Here is a 26,163-nt window from a genome sequence, read left to right on the forward strand (position 1 = left end):
CCCCCCATTCCGGCCACACCACCCCATCGCACACGCCATGTCCATTCACGCCGCACTCCACCACGTCACCCACTACACCTACGACCGCCTGGTCGGGCTGGGGCCGCAAACCGTGCGCCTGCGCCCCGCGCCGCACTGCCGCAGCCGGGTGCTGTCGTACGCGCTGAAGGTCGAGCCGGCGCAGCACTTCATCAACTGGCAGCAGGACCCGTTCGCCAACTACCAGGCGCGGCTGGTGTTCCCGGAGAAGACGCGCGCCTTCAAGGTCACGGTGGACCTGGTGGTCGAAATGGCGGTCTACAACCCCTTCGACTTCTTCCTGGAGCCCGAGGCCGAGCACTTTCCGTTCAGCTACGCTGCCACCGTCAGGCAGGAGCTGGCCCCCTACCTCGCCGCCGGGCCGCTCACGCCGCAGCTCAAAAGCTACCTCGGCAAGATCGACCACGGCGAACAGCGCACCATCGACTTCCTGGTCCACCTCAACCGCCAGGTGGCGCAGGACATCCGCTACCTCATCCGCATGGAGCCGGGCGTGCAGACGCCCGAGGAAACGCTGGAAAAAGCCAGCGGCTCCTGCCGCGATTCGGGCTGGCTGCTGGTGCAACTGCTGCGCCACCTGGGGCTGGCGGCGCGCTTCGTCTCGGGCTACCTGATCCAGCTTGCGCCCGACGTGAAGTCGCTCGACGGACCGAGCGGCACCGCAGTGGACTTCACCGACCTGCACGCCTGGTGCGAGGTCTACCTGCCCGGCGCGGGCTGGATCGGGCTGGACGCCACATCGGGCCTGCTCGCGGGCGAGGGCCACATTCCGCTGGCGTGCACGCCCCAGCCCTCGGGCGCCGCGCCCATCGAGGGGCTGGTGGACGAGGCCGAGGTGACGTTTAGCCACGAGATGCGCGTGACGCGCATCCACGAGTCGCCGCGCGTCACCAAACCCTACAGCGACGGCCAATGGCAGGCCGTGCTGGCCCTGGGCGAAAAGGTGGACGCCGACCTGGCGGCGGGCGACGTGCGCCTGACCATGGGCGGCGAACCGACCTTCGTCGCCATGAACGACCGCGACGCGCCCGAGTGGAACACCGACGCGCTCGGGCCGACCAAGCGCGGCTTCGCCATGGAACTCACGCACAAGCTGCGAGCCGAATACGGGCAAGGCGGCTTCCTGCACTTCGGCCAGGGCAAGTGGTATCCGGGCGAGCAACTGCCGCGCTGGGCGCTGTCCATCTGCTGGCGCGCCGACGGCCAGGGCACGTGGCGCAACCCTGCCCTGTTCGCCGACGAGCGCGACCCCTCGCACTACACCAGCGAGGACGCGCGCTGCTTCACCCACACGCTGGCGCGCAAGCTGGGCCTGGCGGACAGCCACATCCAGCCCGGCTACGAGGACGTGTTCTATTACCTCTGGCGCGAGCGCCGCCTGCCCGTCAACGTCGATCCGTTCGACGCGCGGCTCGACGACGAACTGGAGCGCGCGCGCCTGCGCCGCGTGTTCGCGCAGAAGCTGGACAGCGTGGTCGGCTACGTGCTGCCCTTGCAGGCCGAGGGCGCGGGGCGGTGGAGCACCGGGCCGTGGTTCTTCCGCGACGAACGCATGTACCTCGTGCCCGGCGACTCGCCCATGGGCTACCGCCTGCCGCTCGACAGCCTGCCCTGGGTGAGCCAGGGCGACTACCCCTACCTGATCCCGCAGGACCCCGGCGCGCCGCAGCAGCCGCTGCCCGATGCCGACGTGCTGCAAGCGCGCTACCGCGCGGGCGAGGCGCCGCGCGTGCTGCAGCACGCCAGCGCCGCCGCTGCCGCCCCGCAGGCCATGCCGCAGCGCTTCGCGTCAGCGGGCGGCCTGACGCGCACCGCGCTGTGCGTCGAAGCGCGCGACCCCACGCGGGCCAACGGCCCGCAGGCCGAGCAGCAAGGAGGGCAAACCGGCGTGCTCTACGTCTTCATGCCCCCGCTCGCGCAGCTCGACGACTACCTCGACCTGCTCGCCGCCGTCGAGGCCACGGCGGAAGAACTGGGCGTGAAGATCGTCCTCGAAGGCTACCCGCCGCCGCGCGATGCACGCCTGAAGCTGCTGCAGGTCACGCCCGACCCCGGCGTGATCGAGGTGAACATCCACCCCGCGAGCAACTGGGCCGAACTGGTGCAGCACACTGAATTCCTGTACCAGGCGGCGTTCGAGGCGCGCCTGTCGGCCGAAAAGTTCATGACCGACGGCCGCCACACCGGCACCGGCGGCGGCAACCACTTCGTGATGGGCGGCGCCACGCCCGCCGACTCACCCTTTTTGCGCCGGCCCGAGCTGCTCGCCAGCCTGCTGCTCTACTGGCACAACCACCCGAGCCTGTCGTACCTGTTCAGCGGCCTGTTCATCGGCCCCACGAGCCAGTCGCCGCGCGTCGATGAGGCGCGCAACGACCAGCTCTACGAGCTGGAAATCGCGCTGCGCGAAATCCGCGAGAACCGTGCGCGCCACGGCCAGAACATGCCGCCGTGGCTGGTGGACCGGCTGCTGCGCAACATTCTCATCGACGTGACCGGCAACACGCACCGCAGCGAGTTCAGCATCGACAAGATGTACTCGCCCGATTCGGCGACGGGCCGGCTGGGCCTGCTGGAGCTGCGCGCGTTCGAGATGCCGCCGCACGCGCGCATGAGCGTGGTGCAGCAGCTCTTGCTGCGCGCGCTCATCGCCCGCTTCTGGAACGCCCCGTACCAGGCCCCCGCCACGCGCTGGGGCACCGAACTGCACGACCGCTGGATGCTGCCCACCTTCATCCACATGGATCTGCACGACGTGCTGGCCGAGATGGCCGAAGCGGGCTACGCCTTCGACCCCGCGTGGTTCGCGCCGCACTTCGAGTTCCGCTTCCCGTTCGTCGGCGCGGTGCAGTCGCGCGGCATCGAACTCACTTTGCGCAACGCGCTGGAGCCCTGGCACGTGATGGGCGAGGAAGGCGCCGTCGGCGGCACCGTGCGCTACGTCGATTCGTCGCTGGAGCGCATCGAGGTGCGCGTGACGGGCCTCAACGACAGCCGCTACACCGTCACCGTCAACGGCCAGCCGCTACCGCTGCAGCCCACCGGCACGCAGGGCGAATTCGTCGCCGGCGTGCGCTACAAGGCGTGGAACCCGCCGAGCAGCCTGCACCCCACCATCGGCGTGCATACGCCGCTGACCTTCGACATCGTGGACACCTGGATGAACCGCTCGCTCGGCGGCTGCCAGTACCACGTGGCGCACCCTGGCGGGCGCAACTACGGCACCTTCCCGGTCAACGCCTACGAGGCGGAAAGCCGGCGCCTGGCGCGCTTCGCGCGCATGGGGCACACTGCGGGGCCGCTCGCCGTGCCACCCGCCACCATCGACCTGCCGGGCAGCCGCGAATTCCCCTTCACACTCGACCTGCGGCGGCAGATGCGGCCTTGATTGATCCGTGCACACCAACCACCCCGACAGCGCGGCCACCCTGGCCGCGGCCCTGGCCGCAGCCGCTGCGCCGGGGCATTTCGACGAACTGCGCGGCTGCGCAGGGGCTGAACACGCTCCTGAATCGATAGCTTCCAGCGCTTGCCTGGCAAGCGATTGGGCCGAATTTTTCCATCACACGGGCCGTGCCGGCCTGCGTGACATGGACCGGCGCATGCACAGCCTGCAGCGCCAGGTGCGCGACAACGGCATCACCTACAACGTCTATGCCGACGCCCACGGCCCGCAGCGGCCCTGGGCGGTCGATCTGTTCCCGCTGCTGCTCACACCCGGCGACTGGCAGCGCATCGAAGCCGGGGCGCGCCAGCGCGCGCGCCTGCTCGACGCGGTGATGGCCGACTGCTACGGCCCCCAGGCGCTGCTGCGCGCCGGCCTGCTGCCCAGCGCGCTGGTGCACGGCCACCCCGGCTACCTGCGCGCGCTGCACGGCGTGCGGCCCGTGGGCGGCACGCACCTGCACATCGCCGCGTTCGACATGGCGCGCGACGCACGCGGCGACTGGTGGGTGGTAAGCCAGCGCACGCAGGCGCCCTCGGGCCTGGGCTACCTGCTGGAAAACCGGCTGCTCATCTCGCGCCTGTTCCCCGAGGCCTTCGGCCAGATGCGGGTGCAGCGCCTGGCGGCCACCTACCACGCGCTGCTGGCCAACCTGCGCGCCATGAGCCCCGAGGGGGAGGATGCGCGCATCGTGCTGCTGACCCCCGGCCCTTACAACGAGACCTACTTCGAGCACGCCTACCTCGCGCGCTACCTGGGCCTGCCGCTGGTCGAGGGCGGCGACCTCACCGTGCGCGGCGACCGGCTGTTCCTGCGCACGCTGCACGGCCTGCAGCCGGTGCACGGCATCCTGAAGCGCCTGGACGACGAATTCCTCGACCCGCTGGAGCTGCGCAGCGACTCGCGGCTGGGCGTGCCGGGGCTGCTGCAGGCCATCCGCGCGGGCCATGTGCTGGTGGCCAACGCGCCGGGCTCGGCGTTTCTCGAATCCAGCGCGCTGCTGGGCTTTCTGCCCGCACTCTCGCAGCACCTGCTGGGCGAGGAACTGAGCCTGCCCTCGCTGCCCACCTGGTGGTGCGGCGAGCACGCCGCGCTGCGCGATGCACTGCCGCGCCTGGCGCACAGCGTCATCCGCCCCACCTGGCCGGGCACGCCGGGCCTGGATGGCGCGGTGCTGGGCAGCACGCTCTCGCGCACCGCGCTGCAAGAGTGGAGCCGCCGCATCGAACGCCAGGGCAGCGCCTTCACCGTGCAGGGCCACCTGCCGCTGTCGCAAATGCCGACCTGGCACGGAAAGCGCCAGCGGCACCCCATCGTGCCGTGCTCGACCATGCTGCGCGTGTTTGCCGTATGCGACGGGCCGCAGTCCTGGCGCGTGCTGCCTGGGGGCCTGGCGCGCATCGCCGCCGAAGGACACGGCATCGCCTCCATGCAGCGCGGCGGCAGCAGCGCCGACGTGTGGGCGCTGACCGACGGCCCCGTGGATTCCACCACGCTGCTGCCCCACCAGCAGAGTGGCCCGGCCGTGGCGCAGCGCAGCCGCCAGGTAGCGAGCCGCGCGGCAGAGAACCTGTTCTGGCTGGGCCGCTACACCGAGCGCACCGAGAACACCACGCGCCTGGCGCGCCTGGCGCTGCAATGCCTGAGCGGCGAGGGCCAGACCTCGCGGCCGCTGCTGGCCTGGATCGGCGCCATGGCCACGCAGCACGGCATGCTGCCAAAGGACACGACCCCGGCACCGCAGGCGCGGCGCGCGTTCGAGCGCGCCCTCATCGCCGGCCTGGCCGACACCGCGCACGCCACCGGCGTGGGCTTCAACCTGCGCGGGCTGCGCGGCGCGGCGGCGTGCGTGCGCGAGCGGCTGTCGCAGGAGCACTGGAGCCTGATCGTGCGCGCCGAAGCCGAGTTCTTCCAGCACCTGGGCGCGCGGGGCAGCGAAGGCGAAGACGTGCTGGAGGCCCTGCGCGTGCTGAAGACACTCAGCAGCCACACCGCCGCCATGACCGGCGCGCAGACCGACCGCATGACGCGCGACGACGGCTGGCGGCTGCTGTCCATAGGCCGCCATCTGGAGCGCCTGGGCTTCCTGGCCGACGCACTGGCGCGCGCCATCGAGACCGGCGCGGTATTCGAGGCGGGCGGCTTCGAAGCCGTGGTGGCGCTGTTCGACAGCACCATCACCTTCCACGCCCAGTACCAGTTGCGGCGCGACATGCCGGCGCTGCTCGACCTGCTGGTGATCGACCACGACAACCCGCGCGCGCTCGCCTGGGTGGCGCAGACGCTGCGCGGGCGCATCGCCAAGATCGAGGAAGCCGCGGGCGCCGACGCCCGGCCCCTGGTGCAGGACATTCCCATGCCGCCGCCGCTCACGGTGCTGTGCGCGCAGGACAACGGCCATGCCGCGCTGCGGGCCTACCTGCGCCAGTGCGTGGCGGGCGCGTGGCAGTTGTCGGACCTGTTGGCCACGCGCTACTTCACCCATTCGGCCGGTACGCTGCCCCACAGCCTCGGAGCCTGAACGATGCTGCTGCGCGTCATCCACGAAACCGCCTACGAATACGACCCGCCCGTGCAGCACGCGCTGCACGTGGCGCACCTGCGCCCGCTGGGCCATGGCACGCAGCGGCTCCTGGAACATGCGCTGCACATCGACCCCACGCCGGACCAGTGCACGCAGGACGTGGACGCGCACGGCAACGCGCGCGCCTACTTCGGCCTGCCGTTCACGCACGGCACGCTGCGCGTGCGCGCCGACAGCGTGGTCGACACCCTGGCGCGCCCCGCGCCCGCGCCGGGCCTGCCCTGGGAGGCGGTACGCGAGCACCTGGCCTACCGGCGCGGCGCGCCTTACGTGGAAGCGGCGCAGTTCTGCTTCGCCTCGCCCTACGTGCCGCTGCACGAGGACTTCGCGCACTACGCGCACGCCTGCTTCACGCCCGGCCGCCCGCTGATGGAGGCGGCAGCGGCGCTGATGTCGCGCATCCACCAGGACTTCGCGTATGCCCCCCAGGCCACCGACGCGGGCACGCCCGCGCTCGAAGCGCTGCGCCTGCGCCGCGGCGTGTGCCAGGACTTCGCGCACGTGATGACCGGCTGCCTGCGCAGCCTGGGGCTGGCGGCGCGCTACGCCAGCGGCTACCTGCTGACCAGGCCGCCGCCGGGCCAGCCGCGCCTGGTGGGGGCCGACGCATCGCACGCCTGGGTGTCGGTATGGTCGCCCGGCCCGGATGGCGGGGCGTGGTATGACCTGGACCCCACCAACGACCGCGCGCCAGGCGAGGATTACGTCACCCTGGCCCTGGGCCGCGACTACGCCGACGTGGCCCCGTTGCGCGGCGTGATCCACGGCGGCGGCCGCCACGTGCTGCACGTGGCGGTGACAGTCGCGCCGCTGCAGGAAATGGCTTGAAAACCAGGGGATTTTTGCCCCAAACGACCGCCCAGCAATCGCCAGCAGCTATCAAAAACAAAGCACCCAAAAGCAAAAACCCGCGCAAACCTCGCGGTTTGCGCGGGAAGGCCTTGGAGCCTAAAACGGATGTTTTACAGCACTTCGAACACGCCAGCGGCGCCCATGCCGCCGCCGATGCACATGGTCACGCACACGCGCTTGGCGCCACGGCGCTTGCCTTCGATGAGGGCATGGCCCGTCAGGCGCTGGCCGGAAACGCCGTAGGGGTGGCCCAGGGCGATGGCGCCGCCGTTGACGTTCAGGCGATCGTTGGGAATGCCGAGCTTGTCGCGGCAGTAAAGCACCTGCACGGCGAACGCCTCGTTCAGCTCCCACAGGTCGATATCCTGCACCGTCAGGCCCAGCTTCTTCAGCACCTTGGGCACGGCGAACACCGGGCCGATGCCCATCTCATCAGGCTCGCAGCCCGCCACGGCAAAGCCGAGGAAGCGGCCCAGGGGCTGCAGGTTGTTGCGGCTCGCAAAGTCTTCGCTCACCACCACGCAGGCACCCGCGCCGTCGCTGAACTGGCTGGCGTTGCCGGCCGACACCAAGCCGCCGGGCAGCGCCGAGCGCAGGCCACGAATAGCCTCGACCGTCGTGCCTTCGCGCGTGCCTTCGTCCTTGCTCACGGTGACCTGCTTGGTCGTCAGGCCCATGACCTTGTCGGCCACGCCGGCGGTCACGGTGATGGGAGCGATCTCGGCGTCAAACAGGCCAGCAGCCTGGGCGGCACAGGCTTTTTGCTGGCTGGCCGCGCCATATTCGTCCATGGCTTCACGGCCAATGCCGTAGCGCGTGGCCACCTGTTCGGCGGTCTGCAGCATGCTCCAGTAGATCTCGGGCTTCTGCTTTTGCAGCGCCAGGTCGAACAGCATGTGCATGTTCATCTCCTGCTGCACGCAGGAGATGCTTTCCACGCCGCCGGCCACGTACACGTCGCCCTCGCCGGCGATGATGCGCTGGCTGGCGGTGGCGATGGTCTGCAGGCCCGAGGAGCAGAAGCGGTTGATGGTCATGCCCGAAGTGGTGATGGGCAGGCCCGCCTTGAGCGCGATCTGGCGCGCAATGTTCATGCCGGTGGCGCCCTCGGGGTTGGCGCAGCCCATGATGACATCGTCAACCGTGGCCGGGTCGATGCCAGCACGCTGCACAGCATGCTGTACGGCATGGCCGCCCAGGGTGGCGCCATGGGTCATGTTGAAGGAGCCCTTCCAGCTCTTGGCGAGCGGCGTGCGGGCGGTGGAAACAATCACTGCGGAGGTCATGTCAAATCCTTGCGTTCAGTATTCGTGTGCGCACGCGCTCACTGGAAGTTCTTGCCTTCGGCCACCAGGCGCGCCAGCAGGGGCGCGGGCTGCCAGAACTTGGCGTCGTCCAGCGGGTTTTGCGCGAAGCGCTTCATGGCGGCCGCCACGTTGAACAGGCCGACCTCGTTGGCGTAGTTCAGCGGGCCACCACGGTGCACCGGGAAGCCGTAGCCGAAGATGTAGACCACGTCGATGTCGCTGGCCTTGTTGGCGATGCCTTCTTCCAGGATGTGTGCGGCCTCGTTCACCAGGGCGAACACCAGGCGCTGCACGATTTCCTCGTCGGAAATCTTGCGCGGCGTGATGCCCAGGGACTTGCGGTGCTCTTCGATCATCTGCACCACCTCGGCGTTCGGGATGGCGTCGCGCTTGCCGGGCACGTAGTCGTACCAGCCGGCACCGGTCTTCTGGCCGAAGCGGCCCTTCTCGCACAGCAGGTCGGCGGTTTTGCTGTACTTCATGTCGGGCTTTTCCTGGTAGCGGCGCTTGCGGATGGCCCAGCCGATGTCGTTGCCGGCCAGGTCGCCCATGCGGAACGGGCCCATGGCGAAGCCAAACTTTTCGATGGCCTTGTCCACCTGCGCGGGGGTGCAGCCTTCGTCAAGCAAGAAGCCACCCTGACGGCCGTACTGCTCGATCATGCGGTTGCCGATGAAGCCATCGCACACGCCCGAGACCACGGCCACCTTCTTGATCTTCTTGGCCACGGCCATCACGGTGGCCATGACGTCCTTGGCGGTCTTGTCGCCACGCACCACTTCGAGCAGCTTCATCACGTTGGCGGGGCTGAAGAAGTGCAGGCCCACCACGTCTTGCGGACGCTGGGTGAAGGCGGCGATCTTGTTCACGTCCAGCGTGGAGGTGTTGGAGGCCAGGATGGCGCCAGGCTTCATCACGGCGTCGAGCTGCTTGAACACGGCCTCCTTGACGCCGATCTCTTCGAACACGGCCTCGATCACGAGGTCGGCGTCCTTCAGGTCGGCGTAGTCGAGCGTGGTGCTCAGCAGGGCCATGCGCTGCTCGTACTTGTCCTGCTTGAGCTTGCCCTTCTTGACCTGGGCTTCGTAGTTCTTGCGGATGGTGGCAAGGCCGCGGTCCAGCGCTTCCTGCTTCATTTCCAGCATCTTCACGGGGATGCCAGCGTTCAGGAAGTTCATGGCAATGCCGCCACCCATGGTGCCGGCGCCGATCACGGCCACGGCCTTGATGTCGCGCTTGGGAGTGTCGGAGGGCACGTCGGGGATCTTGCTCGCGGCGCGCTCGGCCAGGAACAGGTGGCGCAGCGAGCGCGACTCGGCCGTCCACATCAGGTTGATGAAGATCTCGCGCTCGGTGGCCAGGCCATCGGCAAACTTCTTCTTGGTGGCGGCCTCCACGGCGTCCACGCACTTGGCGGGGGCCGGGAAGTTCTTGCTCATGCCCTTGACCATGTTGCGCGCGAACTGGAAGTACGCGTCGCCCTGGGGATGCTTGCACGGCAGGTTGCGCACCAGGGGCATGGGGCGCACGTCGGCCACGCTCTGCGCGAAGGCCAGGGCCTCGGCGGCCAGCACTTCGGGCGATGCCACCAGCTTGTCGAACAGCTTCTGGCCGGGGAGCATGGCGAGCATTTCGCTCTTGATGGCTTCGCCGCTCACGATCATGTTCAGGGCGGGTTCCACGCCGAGCACACGGGGCAGGCGCTGCGTGCCGCCGGCGCCGGGCAGGATGCCCAGCTTCACTTCAGGCAGGGCCACGCTGCAGCCGGGGGCCGCGACGCGGTAGTGGCAGCCCAGGGCCAGCTCCAGGCCGCCGCCCATGGCCACGCTGTGGATGGCCGCAACCACGGGCTTGTCCGAGTTCTCGATGGCCGCGATCACGGAGTTCAGGTTAGGCTCCTGCATGGCCTTGTCGGTGCCGAACTCCTTGATGTCCGCGCCACCGGAGAACGCGCCCCCGGCGCCGGTGATGACGATGGACTTCACGGCGCTGTCGGCATTGGCCTTCTCCAGGCCGTCCACGATGCCCTGGCGGGTGGAGAGGCCCAGACCGTTCACCGGTGGGTTGGCCAGCGTGATCACGGCGACGTTGCCGTGGACTTTGTATTCAGCGGTCATGCTGTTGTTCCTTGGAAAGTAAAAAAGAACGATCGTGCGATTTTTATTGTAGACAACGCTGCTGGCGCTCGCTTGTCCCGCCTGGGACAAGCGCCGGCTAGGGTATTTCCCTAGACCTCCAGCCACTCCTTGCGCACGTAGCTATTAGCACGCAATTCGTCGGGTGTGCCCTCAAAGACGATGCTGCCGTGGCCCATCACGAGCGTGCGGTCTGAAATGCCCAGGGCAATGGTGAGCTTTTGTTCGATCAGCAGCACCGACACGCCGCGCTCCTTGATCTTGGTGAGGTACTCCCCGACCAACTCGACGATCTTCGGAGCGAGCCCTTCGGTGGGCTCATCGATGATGATGAGGTCGGGGTCGCCCATGAGCGTGCGGCACAGTGTCAGCATCTGCTGCTCGCCGCCGGACATCACACCGGCCTCAATGTTGCGCCGCTCGTGCAGGCGCGGGAACATGGCGTACATGTCGTCGAAGCCCCAGCGGCTGCCTTTGCCGCTGCCCTTCTGGCCCAGCAGCAGGTTCTGGTGCACCGTGAGGTTGGGGAACACGTCGCGGCTCTCTGGCACGTAGCCCAGGCCCAGGTGGGCCACCTCGTAGGCTTTCTTGCCCGAGAGGCTTTGGCCCTTCCACTGCAGCGTGCCCTCCCAATCCACCAGGCCCATGATGGCCTTGGCCGTGGTCGAGCGGCCCGAGCCGTTGCGACCAAGCAAGGCCACGATCTCGCCAGGACGCACGTCGAAGCTCACGCCATGCAGCACATGGCTCTTGCCGTAATAGGCGTGCAGGTTCTCGATTTTCAGCATGTTCAGTGGCCCTCCGCCTGCTGCGCGGCGATGACGGAGCCCAGGTAGGCTTCCTGCACGCGCGGGTTGGCGCGCACGTTTTCCGGCGTGTCGAAGGCAATCACTTCGCCATACACCACCACGGCGATCTTGTCGGCCAGGCCGAAAACCACGCCCATGTCGTGCTCCACGGTCAGCAATGTGCGCCCCTCGGTGACCTGCTTGATGAGATGGATGAAGCGCGTGGTTTCGCTCTTGCTCATGCCGGCCGTGGGTTCGTCGAGCAGGATCACGCTAGCGCCGCCCGCGATGGTGATGCCGATCTCCAGCGCACGCTGTTCGGCGTAGGTCAGGTTCATGGCCAGGGTGTCACGCTTCTTCTGCAGCTGGATCATCTCCATAAGCTGCTCGGCGCGCTCGTTGGCGTCCTGCAAGTTCGACAGAAAGCGCCAGAACGCGTAGCGGTAGCCCAGGCTCCACAGCACGCCGCAGCGCAGGTTCTCGAACACGCTCAGCTTAGGAAAGATGTTGCTGATCTGGAAGCTGCGCGACAAGCCCATGCGGTTGATCTCGAACGGCGCCTTGCCGTCGATACGCGCGCCGTGCAGCAATACTTCGCCGCTGGTGGGCGCAAAGCGCCCGCTAATCAAGTTGAACAGCGTGGATTTGCCTGCCCCGTTGGGGCCGATGATGGCCACGCGCTCGCCAGCGTGCACTGCCAGATTGGCACCGCGGATGATCTCGGTCTTGCCGAAGCTCTTGCGCAGCTCGCGCAGCTCCAGGGCGTAGGTCGATGGATTGGCCATGGCTTACAGCGCCTCCCCACGCTGGATTTCATGCTCTATTTCTTCCTGGATGCGGCTCCACTGCTGCAGGAACTGCCGGCGGCACAGCTCGAACAGGCCCAGCCCGGTGAGCAACACAAGGCCCGCACCAAACCAGCTCGCCAGCCCCGTGGCGTTGAGCGTGGCACCGAGGAAGTTGAATTGCGGCCCCAACGCGGCGTTGAGCTGCAGGTGGTAGGTCATCTCCACCATGGCGGCGGCGCCCAGCACCACCACCAGACCCGTCCCAGCCAGGCCCAGGTACGACACCCAGAGCTGGCGCAGCTTGCCGAACTTGGCCAGGCGCAGGTTCATCATGATCAGGCTGGCAATACCGCCGGGCGCATACATCACCATGAACAGGAACACCAGGCCCAGGTACAGCAGCCAGGCCTTGGACAGCTCCGACAGCAGCACCGAGGCAAATACCAGCAGCACCGCGCCGATGATGGGGCCGAAGAAGAACGTGGCGCCGCCCAGGAAGGTGAACAGCAGGTAGCCACCCGAGCGGATCACGCTCAGACTGTCAGCGCCGGTGACGATCTCGAAGTTGATGGCCGCCAGCGCCCCGCCCACGCCCGCGAAGAAGCCGGCGATGATGAAGGCGAAATAACGCACGCGCTGCGTGTTGTAGCCAATGAACTCCACGCGCTCGGGGTTGTCGCGCACTGCGTTCAAGATGCGGCCTAGCGGCGTGCCCGTGAAGGCAAACATGAGCGCCGTGCACACGAAGCAGTACACCGCGATCAGGTAGTACACCTGCAGCGCAGGCCCGAAGGTGATGCCAAAAAGCCCCTTGCCATAGACGCGGTCGGTGGTGATGCCCCCCTCGCCGCCAAAGAACTCGGGGAACATCAGCGCCATCGAGGCCACCAGCTCGCCAATACCTAGCGTGATCATGGCGAAGGTGGTGCCCGACTTCTTGGTGGTGACGAAGCCCAGCAGCGTGGCGAAGAACATGCCCGCCAGCCCGCCGACGATGGGCATGAGCCACAACGGCAGCGGCAGATCGCCGCGCCCGGCCATGTTCATCGCGTGGATGGTGATGAACGAGCCCAGGCCGGTATACACCGCGTGGCCGAACGAGAGCATGCCGCCCTGCCCCAGCAGGATGTTGTAGGACAGGCAGATGATGATGAGGTAGCCGATCTGCGAGAGCATGGTCAGCGCCAGGCTGCTCGTGAACAGGTGCGGGGCAGCAATCAGGATGGCGGCGAACAGCGTCCAGATCACGAAGCGCCCAATGTTCAAGGGCTTGAAGCGGTAGTAATTTGCCATCGTTCAGTCCTCCCGTGTGCCCAGCAGGCCCTTCGGGCGGAAAATCAGGATCAGAACCAGGAAAAGGTAGGGCAGGATGGGCGCCACCTGCGAGACGGTGAGCTTGAGCAACGGCCAGCCAACGGTCTGCTCGTCCACGGTGACGCCAAACTGCGCCAGCATGCTGGCCGCGGAATAGTCCAGCGCCACCGCAAAGGTCTGCACCACACCGATGAGCAGCGAGGCGAGGAAGGCACCGGTCAGCGATCCCATGCCACCGACCACCACCACCACGAAGATGATGGAGCCGACCGACGCCGCCATGGCCGGTTCGGTCACGTAGGTGTTGCCGCCAATCACGCCGGCCAGCCCGGCCAGCGCGCAACCGCCGCCGAACACCAGCATGAACACGCGTGGCACGTTGTGGCCCAGGGCCTCGGCCATGTGCGGATGCTTGAGCGCAGCCTGGATCACCAGGCCGATGCGCGTACGCGTCAGCAGCAGCCACACCGCCACCAGCATCAGCACCGCCACCAGCATGATGAAGGAGCGCGACTTGGGGAACTGCGTGCCGTACAGCGTGAACAGCGGCCCCTGCAGTTGCTCGGGCAGCCCGTACGGCACAGTGGAACGGCCCCACACCAGTTGCACCAGCTCCAGAATCAGGTACGACAGGCCAAAGGTCACCAGCAGCTCGGGCACGTGGCCGAACTTGTGCACACGGCGCAGGCTGTAGCGCTCGAACGCGGCGCCCAGCACTCCCACGCACAAGGGCGCCAGGACGAGCGCGGGCCAGAAGCCCACCACGCCCGAGATCGTGTAGGCGAAATAGGCTCCGAGCATGTAGAAGCTCGTATGCGCGAAATTCAGGACGCCCATCATGCTGAAGATCAGCGTGAGGCCCGAACTGAGCATAAACAGCAGCAGCCCGTAGCTGACGCCGTTGAGCAACGAGATCGTGAAAAATTCCAGGCTCATCGGAACTCTTGGTTGCAGGGTAAAAAAAAGGCCCGAGGCAAAGTCGGGCCTCCAAGAAAAACCGCCAGGGTCAGGACGGACGCTTCATCTGGCACGACGTGGGCGTGCTCGCCACGTAGGGCTCGTAGTACTTCACCGGCACGAAGGTGTAGCCCGTGCTCTCAGAGTCGATGGGGTACTTGCCGCCCGCCTTCTCCCACTTGGAGATGAACAGGCCCTGCTGCAGCTGGTGGTCGGTCTTGCGCATCTCGACCTCACCGTTGAAGCTGTTGAACTTCATGCCCTCCATGGCAGCCGCCACCTTCACAGGATCGGTGGACTTGGTCTTGGAGAAGGCCGTGTCCAGGATGGTGAAGGCGTGGTACACCGCGCCGGTGTACATGTCGTCGTTGAACTTCTTCTTGTAGTCCACGACGATCTGGTGCAGCGGCCCCGGCAGGTTCATGTGGGCGTAGGCCACCATGTACACGCGGCCTGCGGCGCCAGCGCCCATGGCGGTGGGCGTGCCGGAAACGGAGCCGTAGTAGGTGAAGAAGTTGACGTTGTTCAGGCCCGCATCGTTGGCGGCCTTGATGAGCAGCGCCAGGTCGGAACCCCAGTTGCCGGTAATCACGGTGTCTGCGCCCGACGCCTTGATCTTGGCGATGTAGGGCGAGAAGTCACGCACCTGGGCCAGCGGCGCCATGTCGTCGCCGACGAACTGCACGTCGGGGCGCTTGCGCTTCATCATTTCCTTGGCGAACTTGGAGACCTGGTGGCCGTGCGAGTAGTTCTGGTTGATCAGGTAGACCTTCTTGACCTCGGGCAGATCCTTCATGTAGGTGGTCAGCGCCTCCATCTTCATCGACGTATCGGCGTCGAGGCGGAAGTGCCAGTAGCTGCACTTGCTGTTGGTCAGGTCAGGATCCACGGCGGCGTAGTTGAGGAACAGCACCTCCTTGCCAGGATTGCGGGCATTGTGTTTTTCCAGCGCATCCATGATGGCCAGCGCCGGGCCCGAGCCGTTGCCCTGCACCACGTAGCGCGCGCCCTGGTCCATGGCCGAGCGCAGGGCGCTGGTGGTCTCTTGCGGGCTGAGCTTGTTGTCGATGCCAATGATCTCGAACTTCACGCCCGAGGTGTTCTTTTTGTTGAACTCTTCAGCGATGAACTGGTAGCTCTTGAGCTGGTTCGTGCCCACGGCGGCCATCAGGCCGGAGAGCGGGTCCAGCCAGGCGATCTTGACGGTCTCGCCCTTTTGAGCGAAAGCGCCTCCAGCGCTTACTAGGATTGCGCTAGCAGCTACTGCTTTGATAGCGAATTTCATGCTTTGTCTCCTTTATTGATCAACACGCCGCAGCGTACAAGGTTGCATTGCGCCATCGCACAGGGATTGCCCCTACCGGCTATCGCCCATGCGACTGCGTGCACTAACGAGTGCGCCGCGCCCCCCCGGGCATGGCGCACTCTCCCAGGGTCACAAGCCGGGCAGCTTGTAGCCCTGCAGCTGCTCGCGCAGCTTGGTCTTGAGCATCTTGCCGGTGGCCCCCAGCGGGATGGCTTCGACGAACACCACGTCGTCGGGGATCTGCCACTTGGCCGTCTTGCCTTCATAGAACTTGAGCAGTTCCTCGCGTGTCACGCTGGCGCCCGGCTTGAGCGACACGGCCACGATCGGACGCTCGTCCCACTTGGGGTGGGGCATGCCGATGCACGCCGCCATGGTCACGGCGGGGTGGGCCATGGCGATGTTCTCGATGTCGATGGAACTGATCCACTCGCCGCCCGACTTGATCACGTCCTTGCTGCGATCCGTGATCTGCATGAAGCCGTCGGCATCGATCGTGGCCACATCGCCCGTGGGGAACCAGCCCACGCCGTTCTCGTCCTTGATGAGCGGGCTGTCGCCCTTGAAGTAGCTGTCCAGAATCCACGGGCCGCGCACCAGCAGGTCGCCGTAGGTCTTGCCGTCCCAGGGCAGCTCCTTGCCGTCACCGCCGACGATCTTCAAGTCCACGCCGCAAATGGCGCGGCCCTGCTTCTGCTGCAGCAGTTCCTGCTGCGCGCGCGGCAGTTGCAGGTGCTTGTTCTTGAGCGTGCACAGGGTGCCCAGCGGGCTGGTCTCGGTCATGCCCCAGGCATGCAACACGTTTACGCCAAACTCTTCCTGGAACGCCGTAATCATCGCGGGCGGGCAGGCTGAGCCGCCGATCACCGTGCGCTTGAGGGTGCTGAACTTCAGGCCGTTGGCGCGCACATGGGTGAGCAGCATCTGCCACACCGTCGGCACACCGGCTGCAAAGGTCACACCCTCGGCCTCAACCAGCTCATACACCGACTTGCCATCCAGCGCCGGACCGGGGAAGACCACCTTGCAGCCCGTGAGCGCTGCGGAGTACGGAATACCCCAGGCATTGACGTGGAACATGGGCACCACCGGCAGCACCGCATCGCGCGCCGACAGGTTCATCACATCGGGCAGCGCCGCGGCATAGGCATGCAGCGTGGTGGAGCGGTGGCTGTACAAAACGCCCTTGGGGTTGCCCGTAGTGCCACTGGTGTAGCACATGCTGGAGGCGCTGTTCTCATCGATCTGCGGCCAGGCATAGGTGCTAGAGGCCGCGCCGATCCACTCCTCATAGCTGGTCAGGCCGGGAATGCCGCTGTCCGCGGGCAGCTTGTCGGCGTCGCACAGGGCCACCCACTTCTTCACCGTGGGGCACTTGGCGTGAACGGCCTGCACCAGGGGCAGGAAGGTCATGTCGAAGCACAGCACCTGGTCTTCGGCATGGTTGACGATCCACGCCACCTGCTCGGGGTGCAGGCGCGGGTTGATGGTGTGCAGCACACGGCCCGAACCGGAGACACCGAAGTACATCTCCATGTGGCGGTAGCCGTTCCAGGCAATGGAGGCCACGCGCTCGCCCTGCGGCACGCCCAGCGCTTCCAGCGCATTGGCGAGCTGGCGCGAACGCTGGGCCAGCTCGCGGTAGGTGTAGCGATGGATGTCGCCTTCGACCCGGCGCGAAACGATCTCGCCGTCACCGTGGTGGCGTTCGGCGAACGTGATCAGCGACGAAATCAAGAGCGGTTGGCTCTGCATCAAACCCAGCATAAATGCTCCTTCAAGGTATCAAATGAATGGTGATAGATAGCAAATGGCATCCTAGCGGGCGAACTTCCCGCCCGCGCCGATGGTGGTGAAATTGAGGGACTTCGGGCCCTGGCACATGCGCTTGCCGTAGTCCGCCTCGAACCCCACCGATGTCCAGGCGCCGCAGCGACTCTAGCGCCTGCACGGCGCGCGAACGGCTCAGGTCGCGCCCCGCGCAGCGCAGCCCTTCGAGCAGCACCTTGGTATTGATGTAGGGTTGTAGGCCGATGAACGACACGGGGCCCGCAGCGCACGCCCCTAGCGCGCGCATCGCCGACTGCGTGCCCATGACCGACAGCATGTAAACCAGCCTCTGGACACGCTTTACCGAGGCATCGAGCCGGTCACCGTCGTCAAATGCCACAGCGCGCAACAGCCGACCAAGCACACCGCCCTGCGCGTTCACGGCATCAAACCAAGCCTGAGTGGCCAGCACCATGTCCGGTGCCACCTAGGCCAGCAGGCCGTTCAGGTCAAGCGTCTGCCCGACCACGCTCTCTGTGTTGCTCTCACCTTGAGCGGCGTGCGCCAACGGCCATGGACCCAGTGCCGCCGCTCCGGCACCCGCCAGGAATTCGCGTTTGTTCAACATGGTTGCCTCCCCTGCCCTGGTTATACCCGCCGGAATAAGCCCGCAGTGTCACGCGCCCCCCGTTGGCCGGCAATACCTGTCGCCAGGCTGACATCTCCCGCGAGATTTCCCTAACCTCACCCGGGGGCAATGCAGAAGCCTTCAACCACGCCCCACATTCACAGGCCGTTCCCATCGCCTGGAATGCAGGTCCGCCCTCAAACGCGCTCCAGCACCAGCGCGATACCCTGCCCCACGCCAATGCACATGGTGCACAGCGCATAGCGCCCGCCCGTGGCATGCAGGCGGTTCACCGCCGTGGTGGCCAGGCGCGCGCCGCTGGCGCCCAGCGGGTGGCCCAGCGCGATGGCGCCGCCCCAGGCGTTCACCCGTTCGTCGTCGTCCGGCAAGCCCAACTGGCGCAGCACCGCCAGGCCCTGGGCGGCGAAGGCTTCGTTGAGCTCGATCACGTCCATCTGCGCCAGCGCCAGGCCGGTCTGCGCCAGCACCTTCTGCGTGGCCGGCACCGGGCCGATGCCCATGAGGCGCGGCGCCACGCCCGCCACCGCCATGCCCACCACGCGCGCGCGTGGCGTCAGGCCGTGGCGCGCGGCACCGGCCTCATCGGCCAGCAGCAGCGCGCAGGCGCCGTCGTTCACGCCGCTGGCGTTGCCCGCGGTCACCGTGCCGTCCGGGCGCACCACACCCTTGAGCCGTGCCAACGCCTCCAGGCTGGTCGCGCGCGGGTGTTCGTCCTGGTCCACGACCAGGGGCTCGCCCTTCTTCTGCGCAATATGCACGGGCACGATCTCGCGCGCCAAGTGGCCGGCCTGCTGCGCGGCCAGGGCCTTGCTCTGGCTGGCCAGGGCCATGCGGTCCTGCGCCGCACGCTCGATGCCGAATGCCTGCGCCACGTTTTCCGCCGTCTCCGGCATCGAATCCACGCCGTACTGCGCCTTCATCAGCGGGTTGATGAAGCGCCAGCCAATGGTGGTGTCATACACCGCGTTGGCCCGGCTGAAGGCGCTTTCTGCCTTGGGCATGACGAAGGGTGCGCGGCTCATGCTTTCCACACCGCCGGCGACCATCAAATGCGCCTCGCCCGCCTTGATGGCGCGCGCGGCGCTACCCACGGCGTCCAGGCCCGAGCCGCACAGGCGGTTGATGGTGGCACCCGGTACATCCAAGGGCAGCCCCGCCAGCAAGCTGGCCATGCGGGCGACATTGCGATTGTCCTCGCCGGCCTGGTTGGCGCAGCCGTAGAGCACATCGGCCACGGCGGCCCAGTCCACACCAGGGTTCCGCGCCAGCAGGGCCTTGAGCGGCAGGGCGGCGAGGTCGTCGGTGCGTATGCTGGAGAGCGCGCCGCCATAGCGGCCGAAGGGGGTGCGGATGGCGTCACAGATGAAGGCTTGGGGCGTCTGGGGCATGGCAGGCAGGTGGTGGGTAAAAGGTGGCACCGATTGTTCGGCCTGGGCTGGGCTTTGACAATGACAAAGAAAGTGAACATTCCGTCAAATGGCTTTGACCGATTCGCCAGGTTCCGCAAGGGCGTTTGTGATGTTTTTTGCCTCCAGCCCTTTACCAGCAAGCGCGGGCAGCTCTCATTTTTGACTCTGGAGCGGTGGGCCTATCCACCGTGGCAGGGCATGCAGCGCGGCCGTGTAGACTGGCGGGTTTTTTGATCCGGCACGATGGCGCAGCGCACCAGCATTACCAGCTCGGCCCTGGTTCGCCTGCTATCCAGCATGGGCGGCCCGAAGGCGCATGCCCGCGGCGGCGCGTTCGCGGACGGCCTGAGCCAATGGACCGGCTGGACAGATGCGATTGCCCTGTCCGCCGCACTCGAACGCCCGGGCGCCGCTCCGCCCGTGGCAGCCAGCGATGACGCACAGGCCCGCTATGCGGCCCAGCATGCCGCCTGCGAGCAACTGCGCAGCCTGTTGGCCCAGGCCATTGCGCGCGAAACGCAGGCCGTGGGCCGCTCGCCACTCGAGGCGGGGCTGGGCTTTGCCGCCTACCGGCAGTGCCATGTGGCGCGCCAGCAGGCCATGGAGCTGGCCATTGCGCCATTGCGCGAACGCGTGCGCGAGGCCCTGGCCGCCTGTGGCCCGCAGCAGGCCCGCCTGGCGGCCGTGGACGCCGTGATGGCCCAGGCCCTGGCGCCGCACGAGCGCCGCCTGCTCGGTGGCCTGCCCGGCTGGCTGGAAAAGCGCAGCCAGCGCATGGCCCAACAGGGCGTGCCTGAGACTGTGCTGGCCGACACCCTGCGGCAGGAGCTGCAGGCGCTGCTGCTGGCCGAGCTGGAACATCGATTGCAACCGGTCGAGGGGCTGATCGCAGCCCTGCGTCCTTCCCCCACCTCTCCTTCGCCATGAAGAAACTTTTTTCCGCCGCTGCATTCGCCGCAGGCCTGTCCGTCGTAGGCTGGGTGGGTACAGGCTACCTCGCGTCGCACCCTCTGGCGCTGGCCACCACGCTGCTCATCGCGGGCTTCTATGTGCTGGGGGCGTTTGAGCTGCTGCGCTTCATGCATGCCACCGATGCCTTGCGCGAAGCCCTGCAGGCGCTGCAAGACACGCCCCAACGCCTGGCAGACTGGCTGGCGCCGCTGCCCGACACCTTGCGCAGCGCAGTGCAGCAGCGCATCGAAGGCACCCGCGCCGCGCTGCCCGGGCCGGTGCTGGCGCCCTACCTCAGCGGATTGCTGGTGCTGCTCGGGATGCTGGGCACTTTTGCCGGCATGGCCGTGGCGCTGAACGGCACCGGCGCCGCGCTGGAAGGCGCGCAAGGGCTGGCCGCCATCCGCGATGCGCTCTCGGCCCCGGTGCGCGGCCTGGGCCTGGCCTTCGGCACCTCGGTGGCGGGCGTGGCGGCTTCGGCCGCGCTTGGGCTGATGACTGCGCTGGCGCGACGCGAACGCATCCAGGCCGCACAGCAGCTCGAAGCGGCAATGTCCGCAGCCCTGCGGCCATTTTCCAGCCAGCACCAGCGCGAAACCCAGCTGCGCCTGATGGAGCAGCAGGCCAACCTGCTGCCCGACGTGGCCGAACGCATCCAGGCCTGCATGGACGCCCTGGAACGCCAGCAGCAGGCCCTGGGCGATCGCCTGCAGGCCGAGCAAACACGCTTCTACCGCGACACCGAGCAGGCCTTCCAAGGCCTGGCAACGTCCGTACAACACACCCTGAGCACCAGCGCCGCCGACAGCGCCGAGCGCGCAGGCGCCGCGCTCCAGCCCGCGGTACAGACCGCCTTGGCCGGCCTGGCACAAGAAAGCATGCGCCTGCAGGATGCGATGGCCCAGCAATTGCGCCAGCAGCTCGACGGGCTGGCATCGCAGTGGGGGCAATCCACAGCGGCTACCGCTGCCCATTGGCGCGAAGCGTTGACTGCACACCAGCAGGCCCAGGACGCGCACACCCACGGCTTAGGTGTAGCACTGACGCGGTTCACCGAGGACTTTACACAGCACGCCCATACGCTGGCACAGCAGCTGGCGCAGCAGACCACCGCGCAGGCCGAGGCGCAAAGTGCGCGCTGGGAGACCTTGCTGGCGCAGCAGAGCCAGCAGGCCGGGCAACTGGCAACGCAGCAGCAGCAGGCGCTACGGGCCGCCACCGACGGCTTGGCTGGCCACGCCGCCGCCTTGCAGGCCACCGTGGAACAAGCGCACGACGCGCTGCAGACCCGCTGGGTCGCACAGGACGAAACCCGCCTCGCAGCCTGGACCCAGGCCCTGCAGACCCAGGCGGCCGCACTGCACGCCCAGTGGCAAACGCAAGGCGCCGAGGCACATGCCCAATTGCAGCAGGTGCACGAAGCCCTGGCGCAGACGGCGCAAGCGCTGCGGGCCCAGGGCGACGCACAGCTCCAGCAGCAGGCCGACACCCAGGCCCGGCGCAGCGCACAGGATGAACAACGCCTGGCCGCCTGGACCGAGGCCCTGCAGACGCAGGCGGCAGGCCTGCTGGCCCAGTGGCAAGCGCACGGTGCCCAGGCCCAGGGGGAGATGCGGCAACTGCACGAAACCCTGGCGCGCACGGCCGAGCACATCACCGCGCAAAACGCGGCCCAGGCGCAGCATCTGCTGAACAGCCTGGCCCAGCGCGCCGTGCAGGACGAACAGCGCCTGGCCGCCTGGACGCAAGCCCTGCAGGCCCAGGCCGAAACCCTGCGCACGCAGTGGCAAGACGGCAGCGCACAGACGCAGGCACACCTGCAGCAACTGCAGGACACCCTGGCCCGCGCGGCCCACGACATCCACACCCAGGGCAGCGCCCAGGCCCAGCACCTGCTGGACGGCCTGGCCCAGCGCGCCGCGCAGGACGAACAGCGCCTGGCAACCTGGGCGCAAGCCCTGCAGGCCCAGGCGGTACAGCAGCACGAGGCCCTGCGCCAGACTGCCGCCGAGGCCACACGGCAACAGCAGCAGGTGAGTGCTGCGCTGGCCGATGCAGCGGGCGAGATCACGCGCCAACTGCATGCCCAGGCCCAAGGCACCCTGGGCGAGGTGGCGGCTTTGCTGCAGGCCGCGGGCGAGGCGCCGCGCGCCGCCGCCGAGGCCATGGGCGAGCTGCGCGCCAAGCTGGCCGACAGCATGGCGCGCGACGACGCCATGCTGCAGGAGCGCGGGCGCATCCTGGAGGCACTGGCCGCACAGCTGGAGGCCGCGCGCGCCGCCACCGCCGAGCAGCGCAGCGCCATCGATACGCTGGTGCAGGGCGCTACCGACATGCTGGCGCAAGCCCACGCACGTTTTGAGAGCACGCTGCAGGCCCAGGCCGCCCAGATGGAGGACGTCGGCGCCCACGCCCGCGCCAGTGCCGTCGAAGTTGCCAGCCTGGGCGAGGCCTTTGGCGGTGCGGTGCAGCTCTTTGGCGATGCCAACGCGCAGACCTTGGCGCAGTTGCAGCGCGTCGAGGCGGCGCTGGCCCAAGCGCTGGCGCGCAGCGACGAACAATTGGACTACTACGTGGCCCAAGCGCGCGAGGTGATCGAGTTGAGCGTGGGCGCGCAAAAGCAAATCATTGATGCGCTGCAACAACTGGCCGCGCGCGGCGAGGCCGCAGCATGAGTGGCGACGCGCTCGACGATGGACTGGAAGGCAGCGTGCCCGTCTGGGCCGCCTTTGGCGACCTGATGGCCGGGGCGCTAGGCGCGTTCGCGCTCATTCTGGTGGCGGCGCTGGGCATGCAGATGGAACTGGCCGAGCGCCTGCGCACCGAGCAGGCACAGCGCGCCGAGCAAGCGCAGCGCCTCGTCAGCCTGGAGCAGGCACTGGCCGGCCCGCTGGCGGCCGGCCGCGTCACGCTGGCCCATGGGCGCATCGGCATCAGTGGCAGCGTGTTGTTCGCCTTCAACTCCGACGAACTCCAGCCCGAAGGACGGCAACTGCTGCACAGCCTGGCGGGGCCGCTGGCGGCCTACCTGCAGCAGCGCGGGGAGATCCTCATGGTCAGCGGCTTCACCGACGACCGGCCCATGCGCGGTGGCGCTGGTGGTGCAGCGCGCTTTGCCGACAACTGGGAGCTGTCCGCACAACGCGCGCTCACCGTCACGCGTGCGCTGATTGACGAAGGCATCCCCTCCTCTGCAGTGTTTGCCGCCGCCTTTGGCGCCGAGCAGGCCGTGGCCTCAAACCACGACCCCGCCGGCCGCGCGCTGAACCGCCGTGTGGAAATGGCCCCCATGGCGCGCCCTGCGCGCGAAGCAACTGCCTCGCCATGAGCCAGCGCAACAACGCCGCGCTGCAGCCGGGTGCCGCAGCGGTGCGCCAGCTCTGGGCCGAAGCCCTGGCGCGCCGCGCCGCAGCGCAGCCCGAGCCCGTACGCCGCAGGCTCGCGGTGCGTCTGGCCACCCTGGAGCAAGGCGCCGCGGATGTTGCGGCCCTGCCGGCCGCGCCCCACGCGCGCGGGCCTTTGGGCCGCTTGGCCGATGCGCTGGCACGGGGCAGCGATGCGCCAGGGGCACTCTCCTCTGAAACCGCGCCACACAGCCTGCAGGTGCCCGAGACCTCGCCACCAGAGTTACAGGCACTGCAGCGCTTTCGCGCCACATGGTCGCGCTTGGCGGCTGAGGAGCGCGTGCAGCAGGCCCTGGCCCATGTGCCCCCGCAGGCCGGGCCGTTGAATTCAAGCCATCTGGTCTACCGGGCCCTGCTGCTGATGCGCGAGACAGCGCCCGAGTACCTGCAGCGCTTCGTGCCCTATGTCGATGCCCTGCTCTGGCTGGAACAAATGCAGGCCCCCAGCGTGCCGCCAGCCGCAGCGGCGCGCAGAAAACCCCGGGCCAAGGCGGCCAAGCCGCGTCCGACCTGAGAGCCTGTTCACGATCTTTTCCTAGTGCCCGTCGCCCCGCAAAAGTGGCAGATGCAAGGCGCAAAGCGCAGCCGTGCTGGTGGCACGGCGAGCCTTTGCAACGCCGCAGATGCCACTTTTGCGAGGCCGACGTCCCCCCGGATTTGAGTAGCGTCTGACTCTGGAGTCCAATCCCGAAGACAGGAGATTGGACGTGAAGAAGAGATTTACAGAAGAACAGATCATTGGCTTCCTGCGCAAAGCCGAGACAGGCCTGCCGGTGGCCGAGTTATGTCGTCGGCACGGTTTCTCGGAAGCCAGCTACTACCTCTGGCGCAACAAGTTCGGCGGCATGAGCGTCTCGGACGCCAAACGGCTCAAGGATGTTGATTTCCACGCAGAAGTGACCCACTAACCCCCAGGATTTCCATCTAAATCTGACCCACGTACTAACCCTAACCTGCTGCTTTGTTGAGCAGCAGGAGACCAGGAGTGATAGACGTGGCAACACTGAGTGTCATCAGGCGCTGGGCCCTGCGAGAGCAGCTGTCCATCAGGGAGATCGCCCGCCGCACGGGCCTCTCGCGCAACACCATCCGCAAGTACCTGCGCGCAGGCGAGGCCGAGCCGCACTATGCCAAGCGGGTCAGCCGTTCCAAGCTCGACCCCTTTGCCTTGAAGCTCGCCAGCTGGCTCAAGACGGAAGCTGGCCGATCCCGCAAGCAGCGGCGTACCGTCAAGCAGATATACGCCGATCTGCAGGCGCTGGGCTATACCGGCTCCTACAACCGGGTCGCGGCCTTTGTCCGCCTCTGGCAAGAACAACGCCTGGTGGCCCAGCAGACCACCGGCCGCGGCACCTTTGTGCCTTTGGCCTTCGGCCCCGGCGAGGCGTTCCAATTCGATTGGAGCGAGGACTGGGCAGTGCTCGCAGGTGTGCGCACCAAGCTGCAGGTGGCTCACTTCAAGCTCAGCCACAGCCGAGCGTTCTACCTGCGCGCCTACCCCCTGCAGACGCACGAGATGCTGTTCGATGCCCACAACCATGCATTCGTAGTCCTGGGTGGCGTGCCACGCCGTGGCATCTACGACAACATGCGCACCGCTGTAGACCGGGTGGGCCGTGGCAAGGAGCGCGACGTCAATGCGCGCTTTGCAGCCATGGTGAGTCACTTCCTGTTCGAAGCCGAGTTCTGCAACCCGGCCTCGGGCTGGGAGAAAGGCCAGGTGGAGAAGAACGTGCGCGATGCCCGCCATCGCCTGTGGCAGGTGGTGCCGCTATTCCCAAGCCTGCCCGATCTCAATGCCTGGCTTGAGGAGCGCTGCGTGGCGCTGTGGCACGAGATCGAGCATGGCAAGCTGGCTGGCACCGTCGCGGACGTCTGGGCCGAGGAGCGGGCAGCCTTGATGCCTGTGCCCCGCCCCTTCGATGGCTTTGTGGAGCACACCAAGCGCGTCTCACCCACCTGCTTGGTCCACTTCGAGCGCAATCGCTACAGCGTGCCGGCGCCGTATGCCAACCGGCCTGTGAGCCTGCGGGTCTACGCGGACCGCCTGGTGGTCGCTGCCGAAGGCCAGATCATCTGTGAACACCAGCGCCTGATCGAGCGCAACCACCATGGCGCTGGGACAGACCGTGTACGACTGGCGCCACTACTTGGCGGTGCTGCAGCGCAAACCAGGAGCTTTGCGCAACGGCGCCCCATTCCTGGAGCGGGCGTGTCCGAATTTTTGTGTAAACGGGTCGGACTTCAATTGACGGAGATGCGGTCTCCGAACTGAATGGTAAAGCGGGTCAGCGCGGCCTTCCAATCCCGGATGGGCAGGGTCCACTTCTGGCTGATGTTGCGCAGGGCCAGGTAGAACAGCTTGGTCAGCGCCTCGTCGCTGGGGAACGAGCCCCGGTTCTTGGTCAGCTTCCTCAGGCTCATGTTCACCGACTCGATGGCATTGGTGGTGTAGATGACCTTGC

19 protein-coding genes and 2 pseudogenes are annotated in these 26,163 nt (G+C 67.3%); 9 read left to right on the plus strand and 12 right to left on the minus strand.

The features are described 5' to 3' along the window. Window positions 1–37: 37 nt before the first annotated feature. The 3 genes from BN2503_RS12135 to BN2503_RS12145 are packed head-to-tail and all read left to right on the plus strand — an operon-like array spanning window position 38 to window position 6,896. Window positions 38–3,427 carry a transglutaminase family protein gene (locus BN2503_RS12135; protein WP_054256922.1) on the plus strand — a complete coding sequence of 1,130 codons (3,390 nt, stop codon included), beginning with the start codon at window positions 38–40 and terminating at the stop codon, window positions 3,425–3,427. Between the two features lie 7 nt (window positions 3,428–3,434). Beyond that, on the plus strand, window positions 3,435–6,005 hold the full coding sequence (locus BN2503_RS12140) for a circularly permuted type 2 ATP-grasp protein (protein ID WP_054256923.1): 2,571 nt from the start codon (window positions 3,435–3,437) through the stop codon (window positions 6,003–6,005). 3 nt (window positions 6,006–6,008) lie between these two features. Beyond that, window positions 6,009–6,896, plus strand: coding sequence for a transglutaminase family protein (locus tag BN2503_RS12145; protein ID WP_054256924.1), 888 nt, complete (start codon window positions 6,009–6,011; stop codon window positions 6,894–6,896). Between the two features lie 134 nt (window positions 6,897–7,030). Here BN2503_RS12145 and BN2503_RS12150 read toward each other — a convergent pair whose 3' ends face one another. The 11 genes from BN2503_RS12150 to pcaF form a co-directional block, all read right to left on the minus strand. Next, window positions 7,031–8,206: an acetyl-CoA C-acyltransferase gene (locus tag BN2503_RS12150; RefSeq protein ID WP_054256925.1), complete on the minus strand. Its 1,176-nt coding sequence runs from the start codon at window positions 8,204–8,206 to the stop codon at window positions 7,031–7,033. A 38-nt stretch (window positions 8,207–8,244) separates the two neighbouring features. Then, window positions 8,245–10,344: a 3-hydroxyacyl-CoA dehydrogenase NAD-binding domain-containing protein gene (locus tag BN2503_RS12155; protein ID WP_054256926.1), complete on the minus strand. Its 2,100-nt coding sequence runs from the start codon at window positions 10,342–10,344 to the stop codon at window positions 8,245–8,247. Window positions 10,345–10,454: 110 nt separating this feature from the next. Further along, window positions 10,455–11,150, minus strand: a complete 696-nt coding sequence (locus BN2503_RS12160) for an ABC transporter ATP-binding protein (protein WP_054256927.1) — start codon at window positions 11,148–11,150, stop codon at window positions 10,455–10,457. Window positions 11,151–11,152: 2 nt separating this feature from the next. Further along, the gene (locus BN2503_RS12165; RefSeq protein ID WP_054256928.1) at window positions 11,153–11,935 is read right to left on the minus strand and encodes an ABC transporter ATP-binding protein; all 783 of its coding nucleotides are present in this window, start codon (window positions 11,933–11,935) and stop codon (window positions 11,153–11,155) included. A 3-nt stretch (window positions 11,936–11,938) separates the two neighbouring features. Next, window positions 11,939–13,231, minus strand: coding sequence for a branched-chain amino acid ABC transporter permease (locus BN2503_RS12170; RefSeq protein WP_054256929.1), 1,293 nt, complete (start codon window positions 13,229–13,231; stop codon window positions 11,939–11,941). A gap of 3 nt (window positions 13,232–13,234) precedes the next feature. Further along, window positions 13,235–14,188 (minus strand): branched-chain amino acid ABC transporter permease, encoded by a 954-nt coding sequence (locus tag BN2503_RS12175; protein WP_054256930.1) that lies wholly within the window; start codon window positions 14,186–14,188, stop codon window positions 13,235–13,237. A 70-nt stretch (window positions 14,189–14,258) separates the two neighbouring features. After that, complete coding sequence (locus BN2503_RS12180) at window positions 14,259–15,494, minus strand: branched-chain amino acid ABC transporter substrate-binding protein (RefSeq protein ID WP_054256931.1); 1,236 nt, start codon at window positions 15,492–15,494, stop codon at window positions 14,259–14,261. A gap of 150 nt (window positions 15,495–15,644) precedes the next feature. Further along, entirely contained in the window at window positions 15,645–17,282 is a 1,638-nt protein-coding gene (locus BN2503_RS12185; RefSeq protein WP_054256932.1) for a 3-(methylthio)propionyl-CoA ligase, read from the minus strand. 10 nt (window positions 17,283–17,292) lie between these two features. Next, on the minus strand, window positions 17,293–17,760 hold the full coding sequence (locus BN2503_RS12190) for a type 1 periplasmic-binding domain-containing protein (RefSeq protein ID WP_054256933.1): 468 nt from the start codon (window positions 17,758–17,760) through the stop codon (window positions 17,293–17,295). Between the two features lie 12 nt (window positions 17,761–17,772). Then, window positions 17,773–17,913: a hypothetical protein gene (locus tag BN2503_RS20520; RefSeq protein ID WP_158447358.1), complete on the minus strand. Its 141-nt coding sequence runs from the start codon at window positions 17,911–17,913 to the stop codon at window positions 17,773–17,775. A gap of 197 nt (window positions 17,914–18,110) precedes the next feature. Next, entirely contained in the window at window positions 18,111–19,322 is a 1,212-nt protein-coding gene (pcaF, locus tag BN2503_RS12195) for a 3-oxoadipyl-CoA thiolase (protein ID WP_054256934.1), read from the minus strand. A 264-nt stretch (window positions 19,323–19,586) separates the two neighbouring features. Here pcaF and BN2503_RS12200 point away from each other — a divergent pair, with 264 nt between their 5' ends. From BN2503_RS12200 to istA, 6 genes and pseudogenes are all read left to right on the plus strand, one after another. Beyond that, window positions 19,587–20,270, plus strand: a complete 684-nt coding sequence (locus BN2503_RS12200; protein ID WP_054256935.1) for a DUF3348 family protein — start codon at window positions 19,587–19,589, stop codon at window positions 20,268–20,270. Further along, complete coding sequence (locus BN2503_RS12205; protein WP_054256936.1) at window positions 20,267–22,969, plus strand: DUF802 domain-containing protein; 2,703 nt, start codon at window positions 20,267–20,269, stop codon at window positions 22,967–22,969. The genes BN2503_RS12200 and BN2503_RS12205 overlap by 4 nt, the downstream gene beginning before the upstream one ends. After that, window positions 22,966–23,622, plus strand: coding sequence for an OmpA family protein (locus tag BN2503_RS12210; protein WP_054256937.1), 657 nt, complete (start codon window positions 22,966–22,968; stop codon window positions 23,620–23,622). Before BN2503_RS12205 ends, BN2503_RS12210 begins: the two co-directional genes overlap by 4 nt. Then, window positions 23,619–24,212: a DUF2894 domain-containing protein gene (locus BN2503_RS12215; protein ID WP_054256938.1), complete on the plus strand. Its 594-nt coding sequence runs from the start codon at window positions 23,619–23,621 to the stop codon at window positions 24,210–24,212. The genes BN2503_RS12210 and BN2503_RS12215 overlap by 4 nt, the downstream gene beginning before the upstream one ends. 193 nt (window positions 24,213–24,405) lie before the next feature. Continuing rightward, window positions 24,406–24,582: pseudogene (locus BN2503_RS12220) on the plus strand (transposase); the annotation flags it as partial. A gap of 110 nt (window positions 24,583–24,692) precedes the next feature. Next, window positions 24,693–25,905, plus strand: a pseudogene (gene istA / locus BN2503_RS12225) (IS21 family transposase); the annotation flags it as partial. Window positions 25,906–25,942: 37 nt separating this feature from the next. Here istA and BN2503_RS12230 read toward each other — a convergent pair. Then, window positions 25,943–26,163 (minus strand): transposase (locus BN2503_RS12230; protein ID WP_148639751.1); only part of this gene is annotated, 221 nt, incomplete at its 5' end.

The organism is Paenacidovorax caeni (assembly GCF_001298675.1).
GTDB classification, from domain to species: Bacteria; Pseudomonadota; Gammaproteobacteria; order Burkholderiales; family Burkholderiaceae_C; genus Paenacidovorax; species Paenacidovorax caeni.

What these genes read in the sequence shown, in the direction of transcription:
- BN2503_RS12135 (WP_054256922.1), top strand. Translation starts at nt 38, where the DNA reads ATGTCCATTCACGCCGCACTCCACCACGTCACCCACTACACCTACGAC.
- BN2503_RS12145 (WP_054256924.1), top strand. Translation starts at nt 6,009, where the DNA reads ATGCTGCTGCGCGTCATCCACGAAACCGCCTACGAATACGACCCGCCC.
- BN2503_RS12150 (WP_054256925.1), bottom strand. Translation starts at nt 8,206, where the DNA reads ATGACCTCCGCAGTGATTGTTTCCACCGCCCGCACGCCGCTCGCCAAG.
- BN2503_RS12155 (WP_054256926.1), bottom strand. Translation starts at nt 10,344, where the DNA reads ATGACCGCTGAATACAAAGTCCACGGCAACGTCGCCGTGATCACGCTG.
- BN2503_RS12160 (WP_054256927.1), bottom strand. Translation starts at nt 11,150, where the DNA reads ATGCTGAAAATCGAGAACCTGCACGCCTATTACGGCAAGAGCCATGTG.
- BN2503_RS12165 (WP_054256928.1), bottom strand. Translation starts at nt 11,935, where the DNA reads ATGGCCAATCCATCGACCTACGCCCTGGAGCTGCGCGAGCTGCGCAAG.
- BN2503_RS12170 (WP_054256929.1), bottom strand. Translation starts at nt 13,231, where the DNA reads ATGGCAAATTACTACCGCTTCAAGCCCTTGAACATTGGGCGCTTCGTG.
- BN2503_RS12175 (WP_054256930.1), bottom strand. Translation starts at nt 14,188, where the DNA reads ATGAGCCTGGAATTTTTCACGATCTCGTTGCTCAACGGCGTCAGCTAC.
- BN2503_RS12180 (WP_054256931.1), bottom strand. Translation starts at nt 15,494, where the DNA reads ATGAAATTCGCTATCAAAGCAGTAGCTGCTAGCGCAATCCTAGTAAGC.
- BN2503_RS12185 (WP_054256932.1), bottom strand. Translation starts at nt 17,282, where the DNA reads ATGCTGGGTTTGATGCAGAGCCAACCGCTCTTGATTTCGTCGCTGATC.
- BN2503_RS12190 (WP_054256933.1), bottom strand. Translation starts at nt 17,760, where the DNA reads ATGGTGCTGGCCACTCAGGCTTGGTTTGATGCCGTGAACGCGCAGGGC.
- BN2503_RS20520 (WP_158447358.1), bottom strand. Translation starts at nt 17,913, where the DNA reads ATGTTGAACAAACGCGAATTCCTGGCGGGTGCCGGAGCGGCGGCACTG.
- pcaF (WP_054256934.1), bottom strand. Translation starts at nt 19,322, where the DNA reads ATGCCCCAGACGCCCCAAGCCTTCATCTGTGACGCCATCCGCACCCCC.
- BN2503_RS12200 (WP_054256935.1), top strand. Translation starts at nt 19,587, where the DNA reads ATGGCGCAGCGCACCAGCATTACCAGCTCGGCCCTGGTTCGCCTGCTA.
- BN2503_RS12205 (WP_054256936.1), top strand. Translation starts at nt 20,267, where the DNA reads ATGAAGAAACTTTTTTCCGCCGCTGCATTCGCCGCAGGCCTGTCCGTC.
- BN2503_RS12210 (WP_054256937.1), top strand. Translation starts at nt 22,966, where the DNA reads ATGAGTGGCGACGCGCTCGACGATGGACTGGAAGGCAGCGTGCCCGTC.
- BN2503_RS12215 (WP_054256938.1), top strand. Translation starts at nt 23,619, where the DNA reads ATGAGCCAGCGCAACAACGCCGCGCTGCAGCCGGGTGCCGCAGCGGTG.